This window comes from Bradyrhizobium sp. AUGA SZCCT0283, from assembly GCF_018130385.1.
Taxonomy (GTDB): domain Bacteria; phylum Pseudomonadota; class Alphaproteobacteria; order Rhizobiales; family Xanthobacteraceae; genus Bradyrhizobium.
Genome location: NZ_JAFCLU010000002.1, coordinates 95,902 through 112,510, shown reverse-complemented (window position 1 = coordinate 112,510; position 16,609 = coordinate 95,902). Strand labels below are relative to the sequence as shown.

17 protein-coding genes are annotated in these 16,609 nt (G+C 64.4%); 10 read left to right on the top strand and 7 right to left on the bottom strand.

Annotated elements, in window-relative coordinates; all coding sequences use genetic code 11:
• The first annotated feature begins 36 nt into the window (after nucleotides 1-36).
• Complete coding sequence (locus tag JQ624_RS04005; RefSeq protein ID WP_212417550.1) at nucleotides 37-867, top strand: LysR family transcriptional regulator; 831 nt, start codon at nucleotides 37-39, stop codon at nucleotides 865-867.
• Nucleotides 868-977: 110 nt separating this feature from the next.
• Here JQ624_RS04005 and JQ624_RS04000 read toward each other — a convergent pair whose 3' ends face one another.
• Complete coding sequence (locus JQ624_RS04000; RefSeq protein ID WP_212417549.1) at nucleotides 978-2,081, bottom strand: DUF2336 domain-containing protein; 1,104 nt, start codon at nucleotides 2,079-2,081, stop codon at nucleotides 978-980.
• Nucleotides 2,082-2,148: 67 nt separating this feature from the next.
• Nucleotides 2,149-2,343, bottom strand: coding sequence for a hypothetical protein (locus tag JQ624_RS03995; RefSeq protein ID WP_212417548.1), 195 nt, complete (start codon nucleotides 2,341-2,343; stop codon nucleotides 2,149-2,151).
• Between the two features lie 191 nt (nucleotides 2,344-2,534).
• On the opposite strand from JQ624_RS03995, the gene JQ624_RS03990 reads away from it, so the two are divergent.
• Nucleotides 2,535-3,386 (top strand): SDR family oxidoreductase, encoded by an 852-nt coding sequence (locus JQ624_RS03990; protein ID WP_212417547.1) that lies wholly within the window; start codon nucleotides 2,535-2,537, stop codon nucleotides 3,384-3,386.
• Nucleotides 3,387-3,391: 5 nt separating this feature from the next.
• Entirely contained in the window at nucleotides 3,392-3,760 is a 369-nt protein-coding gene (locus JQ624_RS03985) for a lysozyme inhibitor LprI family protein (protein WP_249129367.1), read from the top strand.
• A 235-nt stretch (nucleotides 3,761-3,995) separates the two neighbouring features.
• Here the strand turns inward: JQ624_RS03985 and JQ624_RS03980 are convergent, their stop codons facing one another.
• Nucleotides 3,996-4,619 (bottom strand): hypothetical protein, encoded by a 624-nt coding sequence (locus JQ624_RS03980; protein ID WP_212417546.1) that lies wholly within the window; start codon nucleotides 4,617-4,619, stop codon nucleotides 3,996-3,998.
• 238 nt (nucleotides 4,620-4,857) lie between these two features.
• On the opposite strand from JQ624_RS03980, the gene JQ624_RS03975 reads away from it, so the two are divergent.
• The 3 genes from JQ624_RS03975 to JQ624_RS03965 all read left to right on the top strand — a co-directional run bounded on the left by JQ624_RS03975 (nucleotide 4,858) and on the right by JQ624_RS03965 (nucleotide 9,249).
• Nucleotides 4,858-5,529 (top strand): TetR/AcrR family transcriptional regulator, encoded by a 672-nt coding sequence (locus JQ624_RS03975; RefSeq protein WP_212417545.1) that lies wholly within the window; start codon nucleotides 4,858-4,860, stop codon nucleotides 5,527-5,529.
• Between the two features lie 255 nt (nucleotides 5,530-5,784).
• Nucleotides 5,785-7,494 carry a sulfatase-like hydrolase/transferase gene (locus tag JQ624_RS03970; protein ID WP_212417544.1) on the top strand — a complete coding sequence of 570 codons (1,710 nt, stop codon included), beginning with the start codon at nucleotides 5,785-5,787 and terminating at the stop codon, nucleotides 7,492-7,494.
• Between the two features lie 27 nt (nucleotides 7,495-7,521).
• Nucleotides 7,522-9,249 (top strand): sulfatase-like hydrolase/transferase, encoded by a 1,728-nt coding sequence (locus JQ624_RS03965; RefSeq protein WP_249129363.1) that lies wholly within the window; start codon nucleotides 7,522-7,524, stop codon nucleotides 9,247-9,249.
• Nucleotides 9,250-9,401: 152 nt separating this feature from the next.
• On the opposite strand, the gene JQ624_RS03960 is transcribed toward JQ624_RS03965, so the two are convergent.
• Both JQ624_RS03960 and JQ624_RS03955 read right to left on the bottom strand, forming a co-directional pair.
• Entirely contained in the window at nucleotides 9,402-10,961 is a 1,560-nt protein-coding gene (locus tag JQ624_RS03960) for an ABC transporter permease/substrate-binding protein (protein ID WP_212417542.1), read from the bottom strand.
• Complete coding sequence (locus JQ624_RS03955) at nucleotides 10,958-11,743, bottom strand: ATP-binding cassette domain-containing protein (RefSeq protein ID WP_212417541.1); 786 nt, start codon at nucleotides 11,741-11,743, stop codon at nucleotides 10,958-10,960. Before JQ624_RS03955 ends, JQ624_RS03960 begins: the two co-directional genes overlap by 4 nt.
• A 121-nt stretch (nucleotides 11,744-11,864) precedes the next feature.
• Here JQ624_RS03955 and JQ624_RS03950 point away from each other — a divergent pair, with 121 nt between their 5' ends.
• Nucleotides 11,865-12,692: an ABC transporter ATP-binding protein gene (locus JQ624_RS03950; RefSeq protein WP_212417540.1), complete on the top strand. Its 828-nt coding sequence runs from the start codon at nucleotides 11,865-11,867 to the stop codon at nucleotides 12,690-12,692.
• Nucleotides 12,692-13,480 (top strand): ABC transporter permease, encoded by a 789-nt coding sequence (locus tag JQ624_RS03945; protein WP_212417539.1) that lies wholly within the window; start codon nucleotides 12,692-12,694, stop codon nucleotides 13,478-13,480. Before JQ624_RS03950 ends, JQ624_RS03945 begins: the two co-directional genes overlap by 1 nt.
• A 133-nt stretch (nucleotides 13,481-13,613) precedes the next feature.
• On the opposite strand, the gene JQ624_RS03940 is transcribed toward JQ624_RS03945, so the two are convergent.
• Nucleotides 13,614-14,087: an OsmC family protein gene (locus tag JQ624_RS03940; RefSeq protein WP_212417538.1), complete on the bottom strand. Its 474-nt coding sequence runs from the start codon at nucleotides 14,085-14,087 to the stop codon at nucleotides 13,614-13,616.
• Between the two features lie 132 nt (nucleotides 14,088-14,219).
• Nucleotides 14,220-14,669, bottom strand: a complete 450-nt coding sequence (locus JQ624_RS03935; RefSeq protein ID WP_212417537.1) for a cupin domain-containing protein — start codon at nucleotides 14,667-14,669, stop codon at nucleotides 14,220-14,222.
• A 134-nt stretch (nucleotides 14,670-14,803) separates the two neighbouring features.
• Here JQ624_RS03935 and JQ624_RS03930 point away from each other — a divergent pair, with 134 nt between their 5' ends.
• On the top strand, nucleotides 14,804-15,832 hold the full coding sequence (locus JQ624_RS03930; RefSeq protein WP_212417536.1) for an ABC transporter substrate-binding protein: 1,029 nt from the start codon (nucleotides 14,804-14,806) through the stop codon (nucleotides 15,830-15,832).
• Between the two features lie 41 nt (nucleotides 15,833-15,873).
• Entirely contained in the window at nucleotides 15,874-16,590 is a 717-nt protein-coding gene (locus tag JQ624_RS03925) for an NUDIX hydrolase (RefSeq protein ID WP_212417535.1), read from the top strand.
• Nucleotides 16,591-16,609 lie beyond the last annotated feature (19 nt).

The window sequence follows — 16,609 nt, the reverse complement described above, 5'->3', positions numbered from 1 at the left end:
ATTGCTTCGATATCGAGCCATAGATATTCTCTATGGATGGACTTCAAGCAGATCAGGTATTTCGTTGCTGTCGCCGAAGCGGGCAGTTTCAGCGCCGGCGCGCGCCGCGCCTTCGTCACGCAGCCGACGCTGTCGGCCGCGATCGCCGCCCTCGAAGCCGAGCTGGGGTTCGCTCTTCTGGAGCGACATGCGCGCGGCGTGCGGCTCACGCCGCGGGGCGAGGAGGTGCTGGAGACCTCGCGGTCGATTCTGCGCCAGGCCGAACGGCTCAAGGCGGCGTCCGGCGGCAAGCCGCCAGGCAGGCCGCTGCGGCTTGGAATTCTGCCGACGATTGCTCCGGCCTTCGTGGCGCAATGCATTGCGCGGTTGCGGGCGGTCGAGCCGGGACGGTCGTGGCGAACCGAGGATGCACCGCTTGCCAAGCTGCAGCAGCGGCTTGCCAACGGCCGCTACGATGTCGTCCTGACGGCTTTGGGATCGGCGGCGCGCGGCCATCGGCAATCGGAGCTGGCGGCAGACCGGCAGGCGCTGGCCGTTTCCGCCCGCACGTTTCCCCGCGGGCCGGTCTCCCCGGAGATATTGGCGGGTCAGCCGCTGATCGTGCGCGTGCACTGCGAGCAATTGCAGTCGGCATCGCGGATTCTCGACGCGTGGAAGGTGCGGCCGCAAGTCGTCGCACAAACCGACAGCGATGCGCGCGCGCTCGCGATGGTGGCGGCCGGCCTCGGGTTCTGCCTGATGCCGGACAGTTTCGAACACCCCGAGGTGCGGATGCTTCGCCCCGAGGGTGTCGATTTGCCCCGGCGGCTGGGTTTTGAATGGGTCAAAGGCGGCGGCGATGGCTGGCTGGATCGCGCGCTGGAATGAGCGGTTCGGGTCCCTGCCGCGGGGGCAGCTACCGGTCACACGCCGTGAGACCCGGATGATGCGCCTCGACCCCAGCGCAGCGCCGTGACCACGGCGCGCGCAGGCAAGGCTCAATTCGGCCGCACCGGTTCCTTCTCGATCTTGTTGTGAAGCTGCCAGAAGCGGACGGTGCGCTGGGCCGTCTCCATCGACAGTTTCCGGTAATCGCGCTCCGCGATCTCCAGCGTCTGCTCGTTGACCGAAGGCATTACCGGCCGGTTGCGCAGGATCGACTCGACCGTCGGCCAGTTCAGGCGGGCCGACCGGCAGGGAATGAGGAGGAGGTCGGCGCGGGGGCCTTCCATCAGCCGGGCCATCATTTCGACTGGCATCTCATTGAGAAGCGCGATCGCAACCGTGACCTCGTCGAACTTTTTCGTTTCGGCGAAATTATAGACCGCCGCGTCGTCCAGCTCGTTCAGCCCCTTCATCAGCTTCACGAGTTCCTCGGCGACGCCGAAGCTCCGCCCAGCGGGCGGCGCCTCGCGGGCGATCTCGTTCAAGACCCGTTTGATCTCTTCCTGGACCGTCGGCGGCGCGATGGCCAGAAGCCGGGTGCGAACCGTATCCTTGGCGCGGCGCAACAGGTCGCCCATGAACTTGGCCGGGAAATCGGCGCGAAGGCCGAGGATTTCGACCAGTTCGTCGTCCGCGCCGGCGCGGGCGACGATAGTGGAATAGCCCTGGTCGGAAAACTTGGCGCCGGCGTTGTTGGCGAGTTTTCGGATCACCTGGCCTTCGCCGCGATCGACGATAACGTCGGTCACGGCCGCGGGAAGCTCGGCCCGGCCGGAAATGGCGAGCAGGTGATCCTGCCCCTTGCTGCTGGCGATCTCGACCAGCACGTCGGTCCCGAGCCGGCTGGAATTGGCAAGCACGCTGCCGGCGACCTCGATCTCGTCGTCCCAGGCCAGATGCTGGATGACTTCGAACGGGGCGTAGTCGAGCGGCGCCAGCCGCTTGGAGAGTTCGGCCTTGGCCCGCGTTTCGACGCGCGCGATCAGCAGGCAGAGCACGTCGTCGAAGACCTTGACCTGGTCGTCGCTGAGGCGTTCCCCGTCATTGAGGAAGAGATCGGTGACCTGCCGCAGGGTTTCCACGCGGCGGGCAGATGAACCGCCTCGGACGGCATCTTCAAGTTCGGCAATGATCGAGTGCGCCGGCTGTTGCACCATTGTGGGCAGCCTGTCTGGTTGTTGAAGGGTTGGCGCGCACAATGACGGGCCGAGCCTTACGCTCGCGTTAAAGGCCGAAACCGGAAGAAATACAGATCGGCGGCACGGGAAGCAGGTAATCGCTTGCCGCGGTCGTCGTGGACACACCGGCGTCGAAGCGCGCCTTGCATTGCAGGCGCCGCGTTCCGAATTGCTTTACCAATGCGATTGGGATGTATGCGGCGATTTCACGCGATAAATCGCCGATGTCGAACGGCATCATGCATGCGCCACCGCTTCCGGTATCCCGGTCCGGCTGCTATCCTCTCCAAACCGTTCCCGGGAAAACTCGAATAGCAACTTGCCGAACAAGACGCCGTCAAGGCTGGCCGCCCCCGCGGAGGAAGCTCAAGAAGCCGGCGCTTAAGCATTCCTTCACGACGAAATTCATTAAACCCCTGAGGGCTTGGTACCATGAGATCTGTTGTCATTACCGGCGCGTCCACCGGCATCGGCTGGGCTAGCGCGAAATTGCTGCTCGATCGCGGTTTCCGCGTGTTCGGCAGCGTGCGCAAGCGGGCCGATGCCGACCGCCTCAAGGGCGAGTTCGGGGCAAGCTTCACGCCATTGATCTTCGACGTCACCGATGAGGCCGCCGTGCTGGCCGCCGCGCGCGAGGTCCGGGGCGCCCTCGACGGCGAAACGCTCGCCGGCCTCGTCAACAATGCCGGCATCGCGGTCTCAGGTCCCGTGCTCGAACTCGCCGCCGACGAATTCCGCCGCCAGATGGAGGTCAACTTCATCGGACCTGTTATCGCAACCCAGGCTTTCGGGCCGCTGCTCGGCTCCGATCCGGCCCTGAAGGGACCTAGGGGCCGGATCGTGATGATCTCCTCGGTCGCCGGCAGGAACGGCAATCCGATGACCTCGGCCTATTCCGCCTCCAAGCATGCGATCGAGGGGCTGTCGGAGAGCCTGCGCCGCGAACTGATGCTGTTCGGGATCGACGTCATCATCATTGCGCCGGGCGCGGTAAAGACGCCGATCTGGAGCAAGGCCGAGGAGGTCGACATCTCCGCCTACAAGAATTCGCCGTATCTTCCGGCGCTGGAGAAAATCCGCGCCTTCATGCTGGGCCTTGGTGCCACCGGATTGCCGGCCGAGACGATTGCCGAGAAGGTGTTCGAGGCATTGACGCTGCCGAACCCCAAGGTGCGCTATACGATCGTGCCGGATCCGATGCAGCGGTTGATGGCAGCGGTGCTGCCCAAGCGCACCCTCGACCGGATCATCGCCAAGCGCCTCGGCCTGATGCCGCAGGGATGAGCATGATGGTGCGAACGGCAATCGGCCTGGCGGCCGTCCTTGCGCTCGTGTCGGTCGCCCAAGCCGGCGATCAGGGCGACCCCGAACAATCCTGCGACGGCAACACGTTCCAGATGGTGGAATGTCTCAAGGCCAGGACCGCGCAATGGGACAAGCGATTGAACGCCGCCTACCAGAAGGCGGTGCAGGATGCAGGTAGCGCGCAGCGCGATCAGTTGCGCGCGGCGCAGCGGCTGTGGATCCAGTACCGCGACGCCAATTGCCTCTATTACGGGATGGGCGAGGGCACCATCGCGCGGCTCGATGCCGGCGAATGCATGCGCAGCATGACGGAAGCGCGCGCCAAAGAACTCGAAGGCCTCGGCCAGCAGTGACGACGGGAAAGAAAAGAGCGGAGCTGACGCAAATCGCCGACGCCGCGCTTCGTAGCCAGCCGGGGTGCGAAACGGCGTCGGTCCCTGCCGTGCGGGGCTTGCCAAACATTCGCGAGGGCCGGAACTGGGAAATCCCCAACGTCATTCTCGGCGACAGCCTGATCAGCGACGTCGACCGCGCCGTCATGTCAGTGCACCGCCGGCTTGGACGGAAATATCATTTGGTTGCGGGCGATTAGGATCCTCCCGTCCGCACCGTGGCCTGCGCGCGCGGCGCCATTGCGATCATCCGCAGCGCGAACACGGCCACCAGCGGAATCAGAAACAGCGCATAGAGCGGCATGTCGGGAATCCGTTTGCCGAACGACACCATGAACTGAAACAGCAGATAATAGCCGCCGGCGAGATGCAGCCGGCGCCAGGCGCGTGCGCCGATCGCAGCCGCAGTGCGGTCGAACGAGGTGGCGGTCATGGCAACGATGACGGCATAGCCGATGCCGCCGAAAATGTAGGATGCGATCGAGGTCGCCGCCGCGTAGCCTGCGGGATCCATCACGGCGAAGGCGGCAATAGCTACCGCGTGGATAGCGTGCGAGGCCGCAAAGCTGACGCCGAGATAGCGGCGGTTGCGGCGCAGCCATCGCGTCCACGCGTTGGGCCACATCAGCGCCAGCGCGGCGGCCGAGAAGGCGAGGCAGAACAACACCAGCGAGGTCCGTGCGGTGAAGCGGATCACCATGCGCACGCCGTCGACCTCGAAGCCCCGCATGCCGGCGATCCAGATGCTTAAAGCCAGCAGGGTCAGCGAGAGCAGGGCGAACAGCCGCCAGCCATCGAACCAGTTTTGACGTGTCGGCATGTTTTGCTCCCCAGATTGTGCCGTCATTGCGAGGAGCGAAAGCGACGAAGCAATCCATACTTTCTTCGCGGTGAGATGGATTGTTTCCGCCTTCGCTCTGCAAGCTACGGCGGACAAGTCGCTTCGACTCGCAATGACGCGGATGGTAATGTAATCACCAGTTACATGTGCTGTGCGGGTCAGGTCAATCCGTGTAATCGGTGCTTACATTCACAAGGCGGTGATGGTAGGAGAGGGCATGCGTGCTGCCGCCAAATCCTCCGCCGCCAAACCGCGCCGCCGCGTTTCGCGAGCGCCCGCGCCAAAACCGTATCATCACGGCGATCTCCGGCGCGTCCTGATCGACGCCGCGCTGCAACTGGTCGGCGAGGGCGGGGCGGAGACGGTCAGCGTCCGCGAGGCGGCCCGCCGTGCCGGGGTGTCGCCCGGGGCGCCGTTTCGGCATTTTCCGAGCCGCGACGCCCTGATGCAGGCGGTGTCGGAGGAAGCGCAGCGGCGGTTCCGCGCCGAGATCGAGGCGGCGCTTGCCGCCGCGCCCGGCGATCCGCTCGGCCGCTTTCGCTGCCTCGGGCTCGCCTACCTGCGCTGGGCGATGCGCAACCCGACCCATTTCGAAATCATCTCCAGCCGCCGCTTGTTCGATCACGACAAGGCGGCTGGCATCAGCAGCGACAACGCCGAGCTGATCGAGCTGAGTGAACGCACGCTGGCGGAAGCCCTTGCGGCAGGCCAGCTCCGCACCGTGGACCTCAAACAGGTCCAGATCGCCGGCCGGGCGCTGGTCTATGGCTTTGCCCGGATGAACATTGACGGCCATTTTCCGCGCTGGGGGGTGGACGCCGCCGAGGCCGAACAGGCCGCCGAAGCGATCCTCGATCTTTTCATCGAGGGCATCGCCAAAAGGACCTGAACAAGAACCTGAACACGGCCGGCATTTCCGGAGAGTCCGCTGCCCAGGATCTCGAGATTCCGGCTTCGTACTTCGCGCCCAGGAATATCAGCGTCAAATTTACCCTGCGGCGTTCGCCGGCGGCAAATTCATTGCGCGTTCATGACGATTCCACTACGTTTTTATGACACGACACAGGTTCCGGCTGGTCGTGCGTCTCCTGGTCGTCACCAGCCAAGACTTTGCATTGCGCCGGGTCATGTTGCGTTTCCACCGATGGCGCCCGCGCCAAATCCAGGGCCCTCCGCCGCCACCCTCGTCGCCGGCCTTGCCGCCATCGGCTTCTGGCGGCTTTCGGCTGTCGCTGCACCGCACATGGCAGCGCTGGCGATCCTGCTGCAGACCGAAACCGATTTCGGCGGCCGGATGGGCTTCGCGCTGGCATGGGGCATCCTGAACTTTTTCTTCATCACGCTGCTGCGGCGCCCGGCGCTGTCGGGCGCGCTGTCGCTGACGCTGGTCGTGGTGCTGGTCCTGTTGTCGCGGCTCAAGCACGACGTCGTGCAGATGACCGCGAACTTCGTCGACCTGATGGTGATCGACCGCGACACCGCGGCCTACCTGTTCACGATCTTTCCCAATCTGCGCTGGAGCGTGGTCGGCGCCGCGCTCGTCATCCTGCCGCTGATGTACGCGCTGTGGTGGCTCGATCCGTTCCGCATCCGCCGCTTGCCGGCGCTGGCCGGCAAGCTCGCCTGCCTTGCGGCGCTTGCCGGTTATTCCATCACCTGGCCGGATGAAGCCTGGCGCGGCTATTACGACGACGGCTATTTCTCCAAATTCGCCCGCTCGGGCGTGACGGCGGTTTCCGACTTCGCCCATTATGGCTTCATGGAATCGGAGGCCGTGACCGCCGAGCGGCTCAAGATGCCGCTGGTCGATTCCTGTCATGTCGCCGGCCGCCGGCCGCACATCATCATGATCCATGACGAGTCGAGCTTCGATATCCGTCAGGCCAGTGGCGTCAGGGTGCCGCCTGACTATGGCAGCCACTTCAAGTCCTTTGACGGCCGCGAGCGCAAGTTCATGGCCGAAAGCAGCGGCGGCGCAAGCTGGATGGCCGAGTACAACGTGCTGGCCGGCCTGTCGTCGCGATCGTTCGGCCGGTTCTCCTATTTCGTCACCCGCATCGCGTCGGGGCGGGTCGAGCGCGGACTGCCGCTGGCGCTGCGCCGTTGCGGTTACAGCACCCTCTCGCTCTATCCGGCCTACGGCGCCTTCATGGGCGCGCGGGGTTTCCAGACCTCCACGGGCATCCAGCACTTCTACGATGCGCGCGATCTCGGCGCCAAGGGCATCGAGCCGGACAGCTTCTTCTACGACAAGGCCGTCAAGCTGATCGCGGAGCAGCCGGCCAATACGCCGCTGTTCACCTTCGTCTATCTCGCCGCCAACCATTTCCCCTGGGAAACCAGGTTCCGCCCCGACCTGCTGCCGTCCTGGCGCAAGCCCGGCAACGCGCCGGTGGTCGACGAATATCTGCGCCGCCAGACCATGAGCGCCGGCGACTATGCGGGCTTCATCGCCAGCCTGAAGAAGAAGTTCCCGGCGCAGCCGTTCCTGATCGTCCGTTACGGCGACCATCAGCCGGAGTTCTCGTCGAACCTCCTGGATCCCGGTCTGGATGAAGCCAGGGTCGCCCGCAAGTTCGACACCTACGACCCGCGCTACTTCACCACCTATTACGCGATCGACGCCATCAATTTCGAGCCGGTGAAGAGTTCCGCCGTGATGGACACGATCGACGCGCCCTATCTGCCGCTGGTGATCCAGGAAGCCGCCGGTATTCCGCTTGATCCGTCGTTCGAGGAGCAAAAGAACATCATGCTCCGCTGCAAGGGTGTATTCTACGCCTGCAAGGACGGCGCCGAGGCGCGCAGGTTCAACCGGTTGTTGATCGAGGCAGGTTTCATCAAGGGGCTCTAGGGCATGACGGCCGTTGCGGGACCCGAAATGAGCGAAAGCCTCCGTGCGGAATCGCGCGGTATCAGGTTTTTTGCGCTCGCCGGCCTGATCGTTGCCGTGCATCTGGCCGCGCTGGCGGTTCTCTTGACCACCGAATACGGGCCGTTTGCGATTACGCTGTCCGTGCTGGCGTGGGTGTTCGTGAACTGCTTCCTGCTGGTCGTGCTGCAGCGGCCCGCCATCTGCGCAGCGCTGGCGCTGGCTTTCATCGCGATCCTGATCGCGCTGTCGCACTTCAAGTTCGGCATCCTGCAGTTAACGCTGACATTCCTCGACTTCCTGATCATCGACCGCGATACGTTCTCGTTTCTGCTCTCGGTGTTCCCGCGCCTGCAGATGCAGTTGATCGCGGCAGGCCTCGTTGCGGCTCCGCTGTTGTGGCTGATCTGGCGTTTCGATCCGTTCCGCGTGCGCCGCCGCTTTGCGCTGACGGGCGTGGCCGCGACGGCCGCGCTGATCGCGGCGATGGCGGTCGCATCGCCCGAGCAGGCATGGGAGCCGTTCCAGGGCGTCAATCATATTTCCAATCTGGCGCGCTCGGGCGTGGTGGCGGTATCCCGGCTGGCTTCGACCGGATGGATCGAGGCCGATCCGCCGGCGGACCGTCCGCTTCTGACCCGAGAAGCGCGCGCCGCTGGCCGAACGACGCTGCCTCCGGCCGAGGCCTGCGACGCCACGGCCAAGCGGCCCCACATCATCATGCTGCTCGATGAGTCGAGCTTCGACGTCACCTCGGCGCCTGGCATCAAGGTGCCGGCCGGATACGCCGATTATTTCAAGTCGAGCGACGGCAAGCAGCGCACCATGATCGCGGAGTCGACCGGCGGGCCGACCTGGTACACCGAATTCAACGTGCTGACCGGCCTCTCGGCGCGCTCGTTCGGCGATCTGAAATTCTACGTCACGCGGATCGCCGCCGGCCGCGTGACGCGCGGACTGCCGCGGGCCCTGCAGCGCTGCGGCTACAAGACCGTCTCGCTCTATCCGACCTATGGCGACTTCCTCAGCGCGCGCGCGTTCCAGAAGGGCACCGGCGTCGGAGAGTTCATTGACATGGCCGGGATGGGCGTGAACGAGGACATGCAGCCCGACACATTCTATTACGATCAGGCGCTGAAGGTGTTCGCGCGTGAGCAGCCGCAGCGGTCGCCGGTCTTCATGTTCGTCTACCTCACCGCCAATCATTTTCCCTGGTGGAGCGTCTACCGGCCCGACCTGACGCCTGCGGGCTGGAAGCCGCCCGGTAACACCGACGAGGTCGACGAGTACATCCGCCGCCAGGCCATGACGGCCAACGACTATCGCGAATTCACCGAGCGGCTGAAGCGCGACTATCCGGACGAGTCTTTCCTGGTGCTGCGTTTCGGCGATCACCAGCCGGCGATTTCGCAAAAGCTGCTGGAGCCCGGGATCGATCGGGGACTGCTGGCGAAACGCCTGATGGCCGCCGACCCGCGCTATTTCTCGACCTATTATGCGATCGACGGCATCAACTACTCACCCTACAACCTGTCGTCCGCGCTCGAAACCCTCGACGCAGCCTACATCCCGCTCGTGCTCCAGGAAGCCGCCGGCCTCCCGCTCGATCCGTCGTTTGCCGAGCAGAAGAGCATCATGCTCCGCTGCAAGGGCACCTTCTACGCCTGCAGGAAGGGCGCGGAAGCACGCCGGTTCAACCGCCTGCTGATCGACGCCGGGATGATCAAGGGATTGTAACTCTTGCCGTCATGGCCGGGCTTGACCCGGCCATCCACGTCCTTTGCCTGCGGCCTATCCCCGTCATTGCGAGCGAAGCGAAGCAATCCATCGCGCCGCAAGCGGAGGCATGGATTGCTTCGTCGCTTCGCTCCTCGCAATGACGGTGCCAGCTACTTCTTCCCCACCGTCTCCCACAGCCACTGCGCCACCACATCCGGCGAGCTCGTGGCGTCATTGCCGGCCGCGCGCAGATTGGCCTCGCGCATTGTGGCGATGTCGATCTTTCCGAGCAGCGGCGCCAGCGCCTTGCGCAAGCCATCGTCATTGGCGCGCTTCGGCGCCAGCAGCACGATCGCGTCGTAGGGCGGGATCGCGCGCCTGGTGTCGCCCAGCGTCACCAGGTCGTATTTCGCGATCAGCCCGTCGCTGGTGTAGCCGGCGATGACGTCGACTTCGCCGGAGGCGACCGCCGCATACATGAAGTCCGGCTGCATCTGCCGCTGGGCGCGGAACGACAGGCCGTAGGCCTTGCGCAGCGCGGTCCATTCGGGGCGCGAGAAGAATTCATAGTCGCCGGCGATCGACATGTTCGCCGCGCGCGTGGCGAGGTCGGCGATGGTGCGGATGCCGAGCTGCTCGGCGCGCTTGCGCGGCATCACCAGCGCATAGGCGTTCTCGAAGCCGAGTTCGCCCAGTAGCGTGATGTTCTGCTTCGCCAGTATGGTTTTCAGTTCGGCCAGCAGCTCCTGGCGCGGCCGCATGTCGGTGCGCTGGAACTGGTTGGCCCACAGCGTGCCGGAATAGTCGACATAGACGTCGATATCGTTGGCCGCCAGCGCCCCGAAGATCACGTTGGAGCCAAGGCCTTCGCGCGTCGTCGCAGGAAGCGAGGCTGCCTTCAGCCGCTGCACCATCAATGCCGACAGCACATATTGTTCGGTGAAGGTTTTTGCGCCGACGACGTAGTTCGTCTGCGAGCGCATCATGGTGGGCACCAGCGTGGCCGCGACCAGCGCCGCGATGCCGGTACCGCCGAGCGCCGCGCGCAGGCGGCTGCGGTAGCGCAATCCGCTTTCGATCAGCGCCAGCAGTTGATCGACCAGTAGCGCCAGCACCGCGGCGGCGAGGCAACCGAACAGCACGAACACCCAGTTCTGGGTCTGCAGCCCTGCAAAGATGTAATTGCCGAGGCTGGTCTGGCCGATCGGCGTCGACAGCGTCGCGGTACCGATCACCCAGACCGCCGCAGTGCGGATGCCCGCCATCATCACCGGAAGCGCCAGCGGCAGTTCGACCGTGAACAGCGATTGCTGCGGCGTCATGCCGACGCCCTGCGCCGCTTCCAGGATGGCGGCATCGACGCCCTGCAGGCCGGTGATGGTGTTGCGCAGCACCGGCAGCATCGAATAGAGCGCCAGCGCCAGCACCGCGGGCAGGAATCCGAACGCGGAGAAGCCAAAGCCGAACCATGACAGCGAGAGCGCCGCGAGCGCCAGCAGCAGCGGATAGAACAGCGCCAGCAGCGCCAGTCCCGGCACCGTCTGCACGATGCTGGCGAGCCCGAGCAGCGCGCCGCGCGCTACTCGACGATTGCGTACCGCAATCGCGAGGGGCAGGCTGACCAGAAGTCCCAGCGCCAGCGCGGTGACGCTGACACGGACGTGATTGCCGAGATAATCGGGCAGGTGGCCCAGCGCCTCGCCCCAGCGCGGATCGGCGAAGAGGCTCATGCCGCACCCTCCCGCGGCAGCAGGGCGCCGAGCCGTTCGGCCTGCCGGCGCGGCGTGCGCAGCAGTTCGCCGACGTACGCGTCACAGCTTTCCGAAAGCTCTGACGGCGTGCCCTGCGCCAGCAGCCGGCCGCCTCCCATCACCGCGATCCGGTCGGCGAGCAGGATGGCTTCGGTCATGTCATGGGTGATCATGACCGTGGTCAAGCCGAGCGTGCGATGCAGCTCGCGAAAATCGTCGCCGAGCGCGTCGCGGGTTAAGGGATCGAGCGCGCCGAACGGCTCGTCCATCAGCACGATGCGCGGTTTTGCGGCGAGCGCCCGCGCCACGCCGACGCGCTGGCGCTGACCCCCGGAAAGTTCGTGCGGCAGGCGGTCGCGGTATTGCGCCCGGTCGAGCCTGACAAGGTCGAGCAGCTCATCTACCCGCGCGGAAATCCCGGCGGGCGGCGTGCCCGTCAGCTTCGGCGTAATGCCGATATTGTCCGCGACGGTCAGATGCGGAAACAGCCCGCCGCTCTGGAACACATAGCCGATCCGCCGCCGCAGCAGGATCGGATCGACCTGACGCACGTCCTCGCCTTCGACCGTGATCGAGCCGGTGTCCGCCTCGATCAGCCGGTTGGCGAGCCGCAACAGCGTGGTCTTGCCCGAACCGGAGCCGCCGACGATGGCCAGAAACTCGCCCTCGGCGACCTCGACCGAGACGTCGTCGACTGCGACCACGCGGCCGCCGTCAAAGGTCTTGCCGACATGCGAATAGGCGATCAGGGGAGTTGGCATGCGATCTCGACTCCTTGTCCCCTCCAGGGGAGGGTAAGAGATCAACTACCACGTCGGGATGCCGCGTTGAACTTATCCTTGGTAACCGCTAAGGCATCACTCCAAACTTTTGGGGAGAAACATGGCGGATACCGCACAGCCGGCGGCGGTCGCACTCGACGATGCGACGGTGGCGTTTCGCGTGGCCGGGGATCGCGTCTACACAGCCGTGGAGCGGGCCAGCCTGTCCGTCGCCCATGGCGAGTTCGTCGCCATTGTCGGCCCGACCGGGTGCGGGAAATCGACGCTGCTCAACGTGGCGGCCGGCCTCCTGAAGCCCGCAGCCGGGTCGGTGAAGATCTTCGGCCAGCCGCTGACGGGGTTGAACCGGGATGCCGGCTATCTGTTTCAGGCCGATGCGCTGTTTCCCTGGAAGACCGCGATCGACAATGTCGCCATAGGCCTCGACATCAAGGGCGCGCCGCGCGAGCAGGCGCTGCTGCGCGCGCAGGGCTGGCTCACTTCGGTCGGCCTCGGTGCGTTCGCCAACCGCTATCCGCACATGCTGTCCGGCGGGCAGCGCAAGCGCGTCGGCCTCGCGCAGGTTTTGATCCGTGATCCAAAAATCCTTTTGATGGACGAGCCGTTCGGCCCGCTTGACGCGCAGACCCGGCAGATCATGGGCAATCTGCTGCTGGAACTGTGGAACGCCGACCGCAAGGCGGTGCTGTTCGTCACCCACGATCTCGAAGAGGCGATCGCGCTCGCTGATCGTGTCGTGATCATGTCGGCAGGTCCCTCGGCGCGCATCATCGGCGACTGGCGCGTGCCGCTGCCGCGCCCGCGCGACATCTCTGAAGTGCGGATGGAAAAGCAATTCCACGAACTGCACCGCGAAATCTGGAGCGTGCTGAAGGACGAAGTGATGAAGGGCTATGCGCAGTCGACGCTAAGTGCGGAGGTCGGCTGATGTCGCGCCTGACACTGCTGTTCTGGCAATTGATGGTGGCCGTGGTGGCACTCTCGCTGTGGCAGTTCCTCGCCACCGTGCCGGTGTTCGGCCGCATCCTGCTGCCGCCGTTCTTCTTCTCCAACCCGGTCGATGTCGCCAGCCAGATCGTAAAATGGTTCTCCTCGGGCGTGATCTGGAAGCATCTGATGATTACGCTGTGGGAGTCGGTGCTGGCTTTCGTGATCGGCTCGGTCGGCGGCGTGCTGGTCGGCTTCTGGTTCGCGCGCCAGCCGCGCGTCGCCGCGGTGTTCGATCCCTACGTCAAGATGGTCAACGCGCTGCCGCGCGTGGTGCTGGCGCCGATCTTTACGCTGTGGCTCGGCCTCGGCATCTGGTCCAAGGTCGCGCTCGGCGTGACGCTGGTGTTCTTCATCGTGTTCTTCAACGTCTATCAGGGCGTCAAGGAGGTCAGCCAAACCGTGCTGGACAACGGCCGCATGCTCGGCATGAGCGAGCGGCAATTGACGCGGCATGTCTACTGGCCGTCGGCGCTGTCGTGGATGTTTTCCTCGCTGCACACCTCGGTCGGCTTCGCCGTGGTCGGTGCTGTCGTCGGCGAATATCTGGGATCGGCGGCCGGTCTCGGCTACCTGATCCAGCAGGCCGAAGGCGTGTTCGACGTCGCCGCCGTGTTCGCCGGCATGTTCGTGCTGTCAGCTTTCGTCATCCTGATCGACGTGGCGGTGACGCTGGTCGAGCGCAGGCTTCTGGTCTGGCGGCCGGTCGCGGCGGCGGAGAGGGTGTAGGTCTCTCCGTCATTGCCGAAATCGGGTGGGCAAAGCGCAGCGTGCCCACCATCAAGATTGTGATGCGGATGGATGGTGGGCACGGCGCGAAGAGCGCGCCTCTGCCCATCCTACGGCTCTGCCGAAGGCCGCACTAGGTGGCGACATCGGATGCTATGCGAAATTGCGGAGCCAGTTTCACGTCGGCGGTAATCGAGTTGGAAATGAAGCAGTTTGCCTTCACCTCGGCCATGATCGTTCGGGCGGCCTCGATATCGGCCTCGCTGCTCAAGACCACGATTGGCCGGACGCTGACCTCAACAATCCGGTATTTGCCATCGACGTTTGCCAGCAGGCCTTCTGCAGCGCTTTCATAGGCCACAAACGCAAGCCTCTTGCCTTGTGCGAACGACACAAACGTCAGCATCATGCAAGCATTCAGCGCGGCGACCAACATTTCTTCGGGAGCCCAGACGCCCGCCTCTCCCTTGAATTCAGGAGGACTGCCGATCTCGATGTCGGGCTTGCCGGGTGCCGACGTTCGGCCGCGGCGAGCGCTGTCCCAGACCAGGTTGTTCCTGTACTGAAAGGACTTGTATGTTTTCCCTGTTGCCACGTGATCCTCCATGATGACCTTATCGGAGTTCTACGGCTCCAGCCGTCATTGCGAGGAGCGAAGCGACGAAGCAATCCATCTCTCGACTTGCGGCCCTATGGATTGCTTCGCTTCGCTCGCAATGACGGAGGAAGCAGCCAGCCCTCAATTCAGCATCTTGGTATCGTCAGGCGCCTGCGGCGGCGTCTTGATCGCGATGGCCTTGAGGGTGCGGCCGTCCGGCTTGGTGCCGCCATGCGCGGTGCCCTTCGGGATCACGACGAGATCGCCCGGCTTCACCTTCACTTCCTTGTCGTCCAGCCAGATCGTGCCGGTGCCGCCGAGGATGTACTGGATCTCGTTGGTGTTGGGATGCATGTGCTTGCCGACATTGCCGTCCTGGATCGAGATGGTCATGCCGTCGGCGGCAACGAACAATCTGGAGCGCATGCCGGTGCCCGAGGGCATGCCGAGCGCATCGCCCTCGAGTTCGCCGGTGTGGATGACCTGTGCCGTGATGTTCTCGGCGGCGATCGCCGGACGGAGTAGGTGGGTGACGCTGCAGCCGGCGGCAAAGGCGACGGCGAGCGATAGCGTGGTGGCCAGGCGATTCACGGGCAGTCCCCCCTGTGCAGATTGTTGAGGGGGCGATGCTATGCCGCCTGTTCGGGCCTGACCAGCGGGCGGAAAGTCGCCTTCTCAACGTCCGCGCGCTGCTCTATCTTGCCGGCCAACGAATGGAGGAACCCATGAAGAAACTGTTCGGCCGACTGGCCGCTTCGCTGCTGGCACTGGTGCTGACCTCGGGATTTGCCGCAGCGCAAAGCAAGGTCACGGTAGCGATCGGGGGCGGCTCCTGCCTGTGCTACCTGCCCACCGTGCTGGCCAGGCAGCTCGGCGAATACGAAAAGGCGGGGCTATCGGTCGAGCTGGTCGACCTCAAGGGCGGTTCGGACGCGCTCAAGGCTGTGCTCGGCGGCAGCGCCGACGTGGTGTCGGGCTATTTCGACCATTGCGTCAATCTGGCCGCCAAGAAGCAGGAATTGCAGTCCTTCGTGATCTATGACCGCTATCCAGGCTTGGTACTGGTGGTGTCGCCCGCACACACCAGCGAGATCAAGTCGATCAAGGATCTGGCGGGCAAGAAGGTCGGCGTCAGCGCGCCGGGCTCCTCGACCGATTTCTTCCTGAAGTATCTATTGAAGAAGAACGGCCTCGACCCGACCAGCGCCGCGGTGATCGGCGTTGGCCTCGGGGCGACCGCCGTGGCGGCGATGCAGCAGGGCCAGATCGACGCTGCGGTGATGCTCGATCCCTCCGTCACCGTTTTGCAGGGCAGCCATCCCGATTTGAAGATACTGGCCGACACCCGCAGCGAGAAGGACACGCTCGCCGTGTTCGGCGGGGAATATCCCGGCGGCGCGCTCTATACGACCACGGCGTGGATCAAGTCGCATGACAAGGAAGTGCAGGCGCTGACCACGGCGATCGTCAACACGCTCACCTGGATTCACGCGCATTCGCCGGAAGAGATCATGGCGAAGATGCCCGACGAAATCGTCGGCAAGAACAAGGAGCTTTATCTGGCGGCGCTGAAGAATACGATCCCGATGTATTCGCTGACCGGCAAGATGGATCCCAAGGGCGCGGATGCCGTGCTCGCGGTGTTCAGCGAGAGTTCGCCGGAGGTCGCCAAGGCCAATATCGACGTGACCAAGACCTACACCAACAAATATGTCGAGCAGGTCAAGAAGACGACCGGCGCGAATCCGAAGTGAAGTCCGAATAGGATGGGCGTGAGATCGAGCGAAGTCAGGCGATGAGTGGCACGAAGCCTCCGGTCATTCATCGCGTCAGCGTGCTCGACCTCGTTGTCGAAGCGTGGACGTGGCCGTTTGCCGAAACGCGGCGCGCGGAGATCGCGGCGCATTTCGCCGACAAGCAGCGCGAAAAGCCCGCCATGTGGAACGGCCGCGTCCTGCTCGGGCGCAACCCGGTGTTTTCAGGCGACCGCTTCAGCGCCAGCTATTTCGAAACCGATTTCGCAAGTTTTCTGGCCTGGCGCGACTGGGGCTTTCCGGACATTGGCGTATTCAACGGTTTTGGCATGGGTGCGCTTCGCTGTGCCGACGGCGCTTTCGTGCTCGGCGAAATGGGCCAGCACACGTCCAATGCCGGGCGCATCTATTTCCCATCAGGTACGCCTGATCTCGACGACATCAGGGATGGTGCGGTCGATATTTCAGGCAGTGTCGAGCGCGAGCTCGAGGAGGAGACCGGACTTGCCCCGGGCGAATACGAAAGCGAGCCGCATTGGCACTGCATCTACACAGGGCGTGCTGTCGCGATGATCCGCATGCTGCGGGTCGATATGGCCGGTGAAGCCGTGCGCGACCGGATCGTGGCCAATCTCGCCTCGCAGCGCCAGCCGGAACTATCAGCGATTCACCTCGTGCGCGGCGTGCACGATCTCACCTCGGCAATGCCGCGTTTTGTGACGGCGTTCATCGAGGCGCAGCTCGCTTCCGAACCCTGACGCAAGCAATACGCTTGAC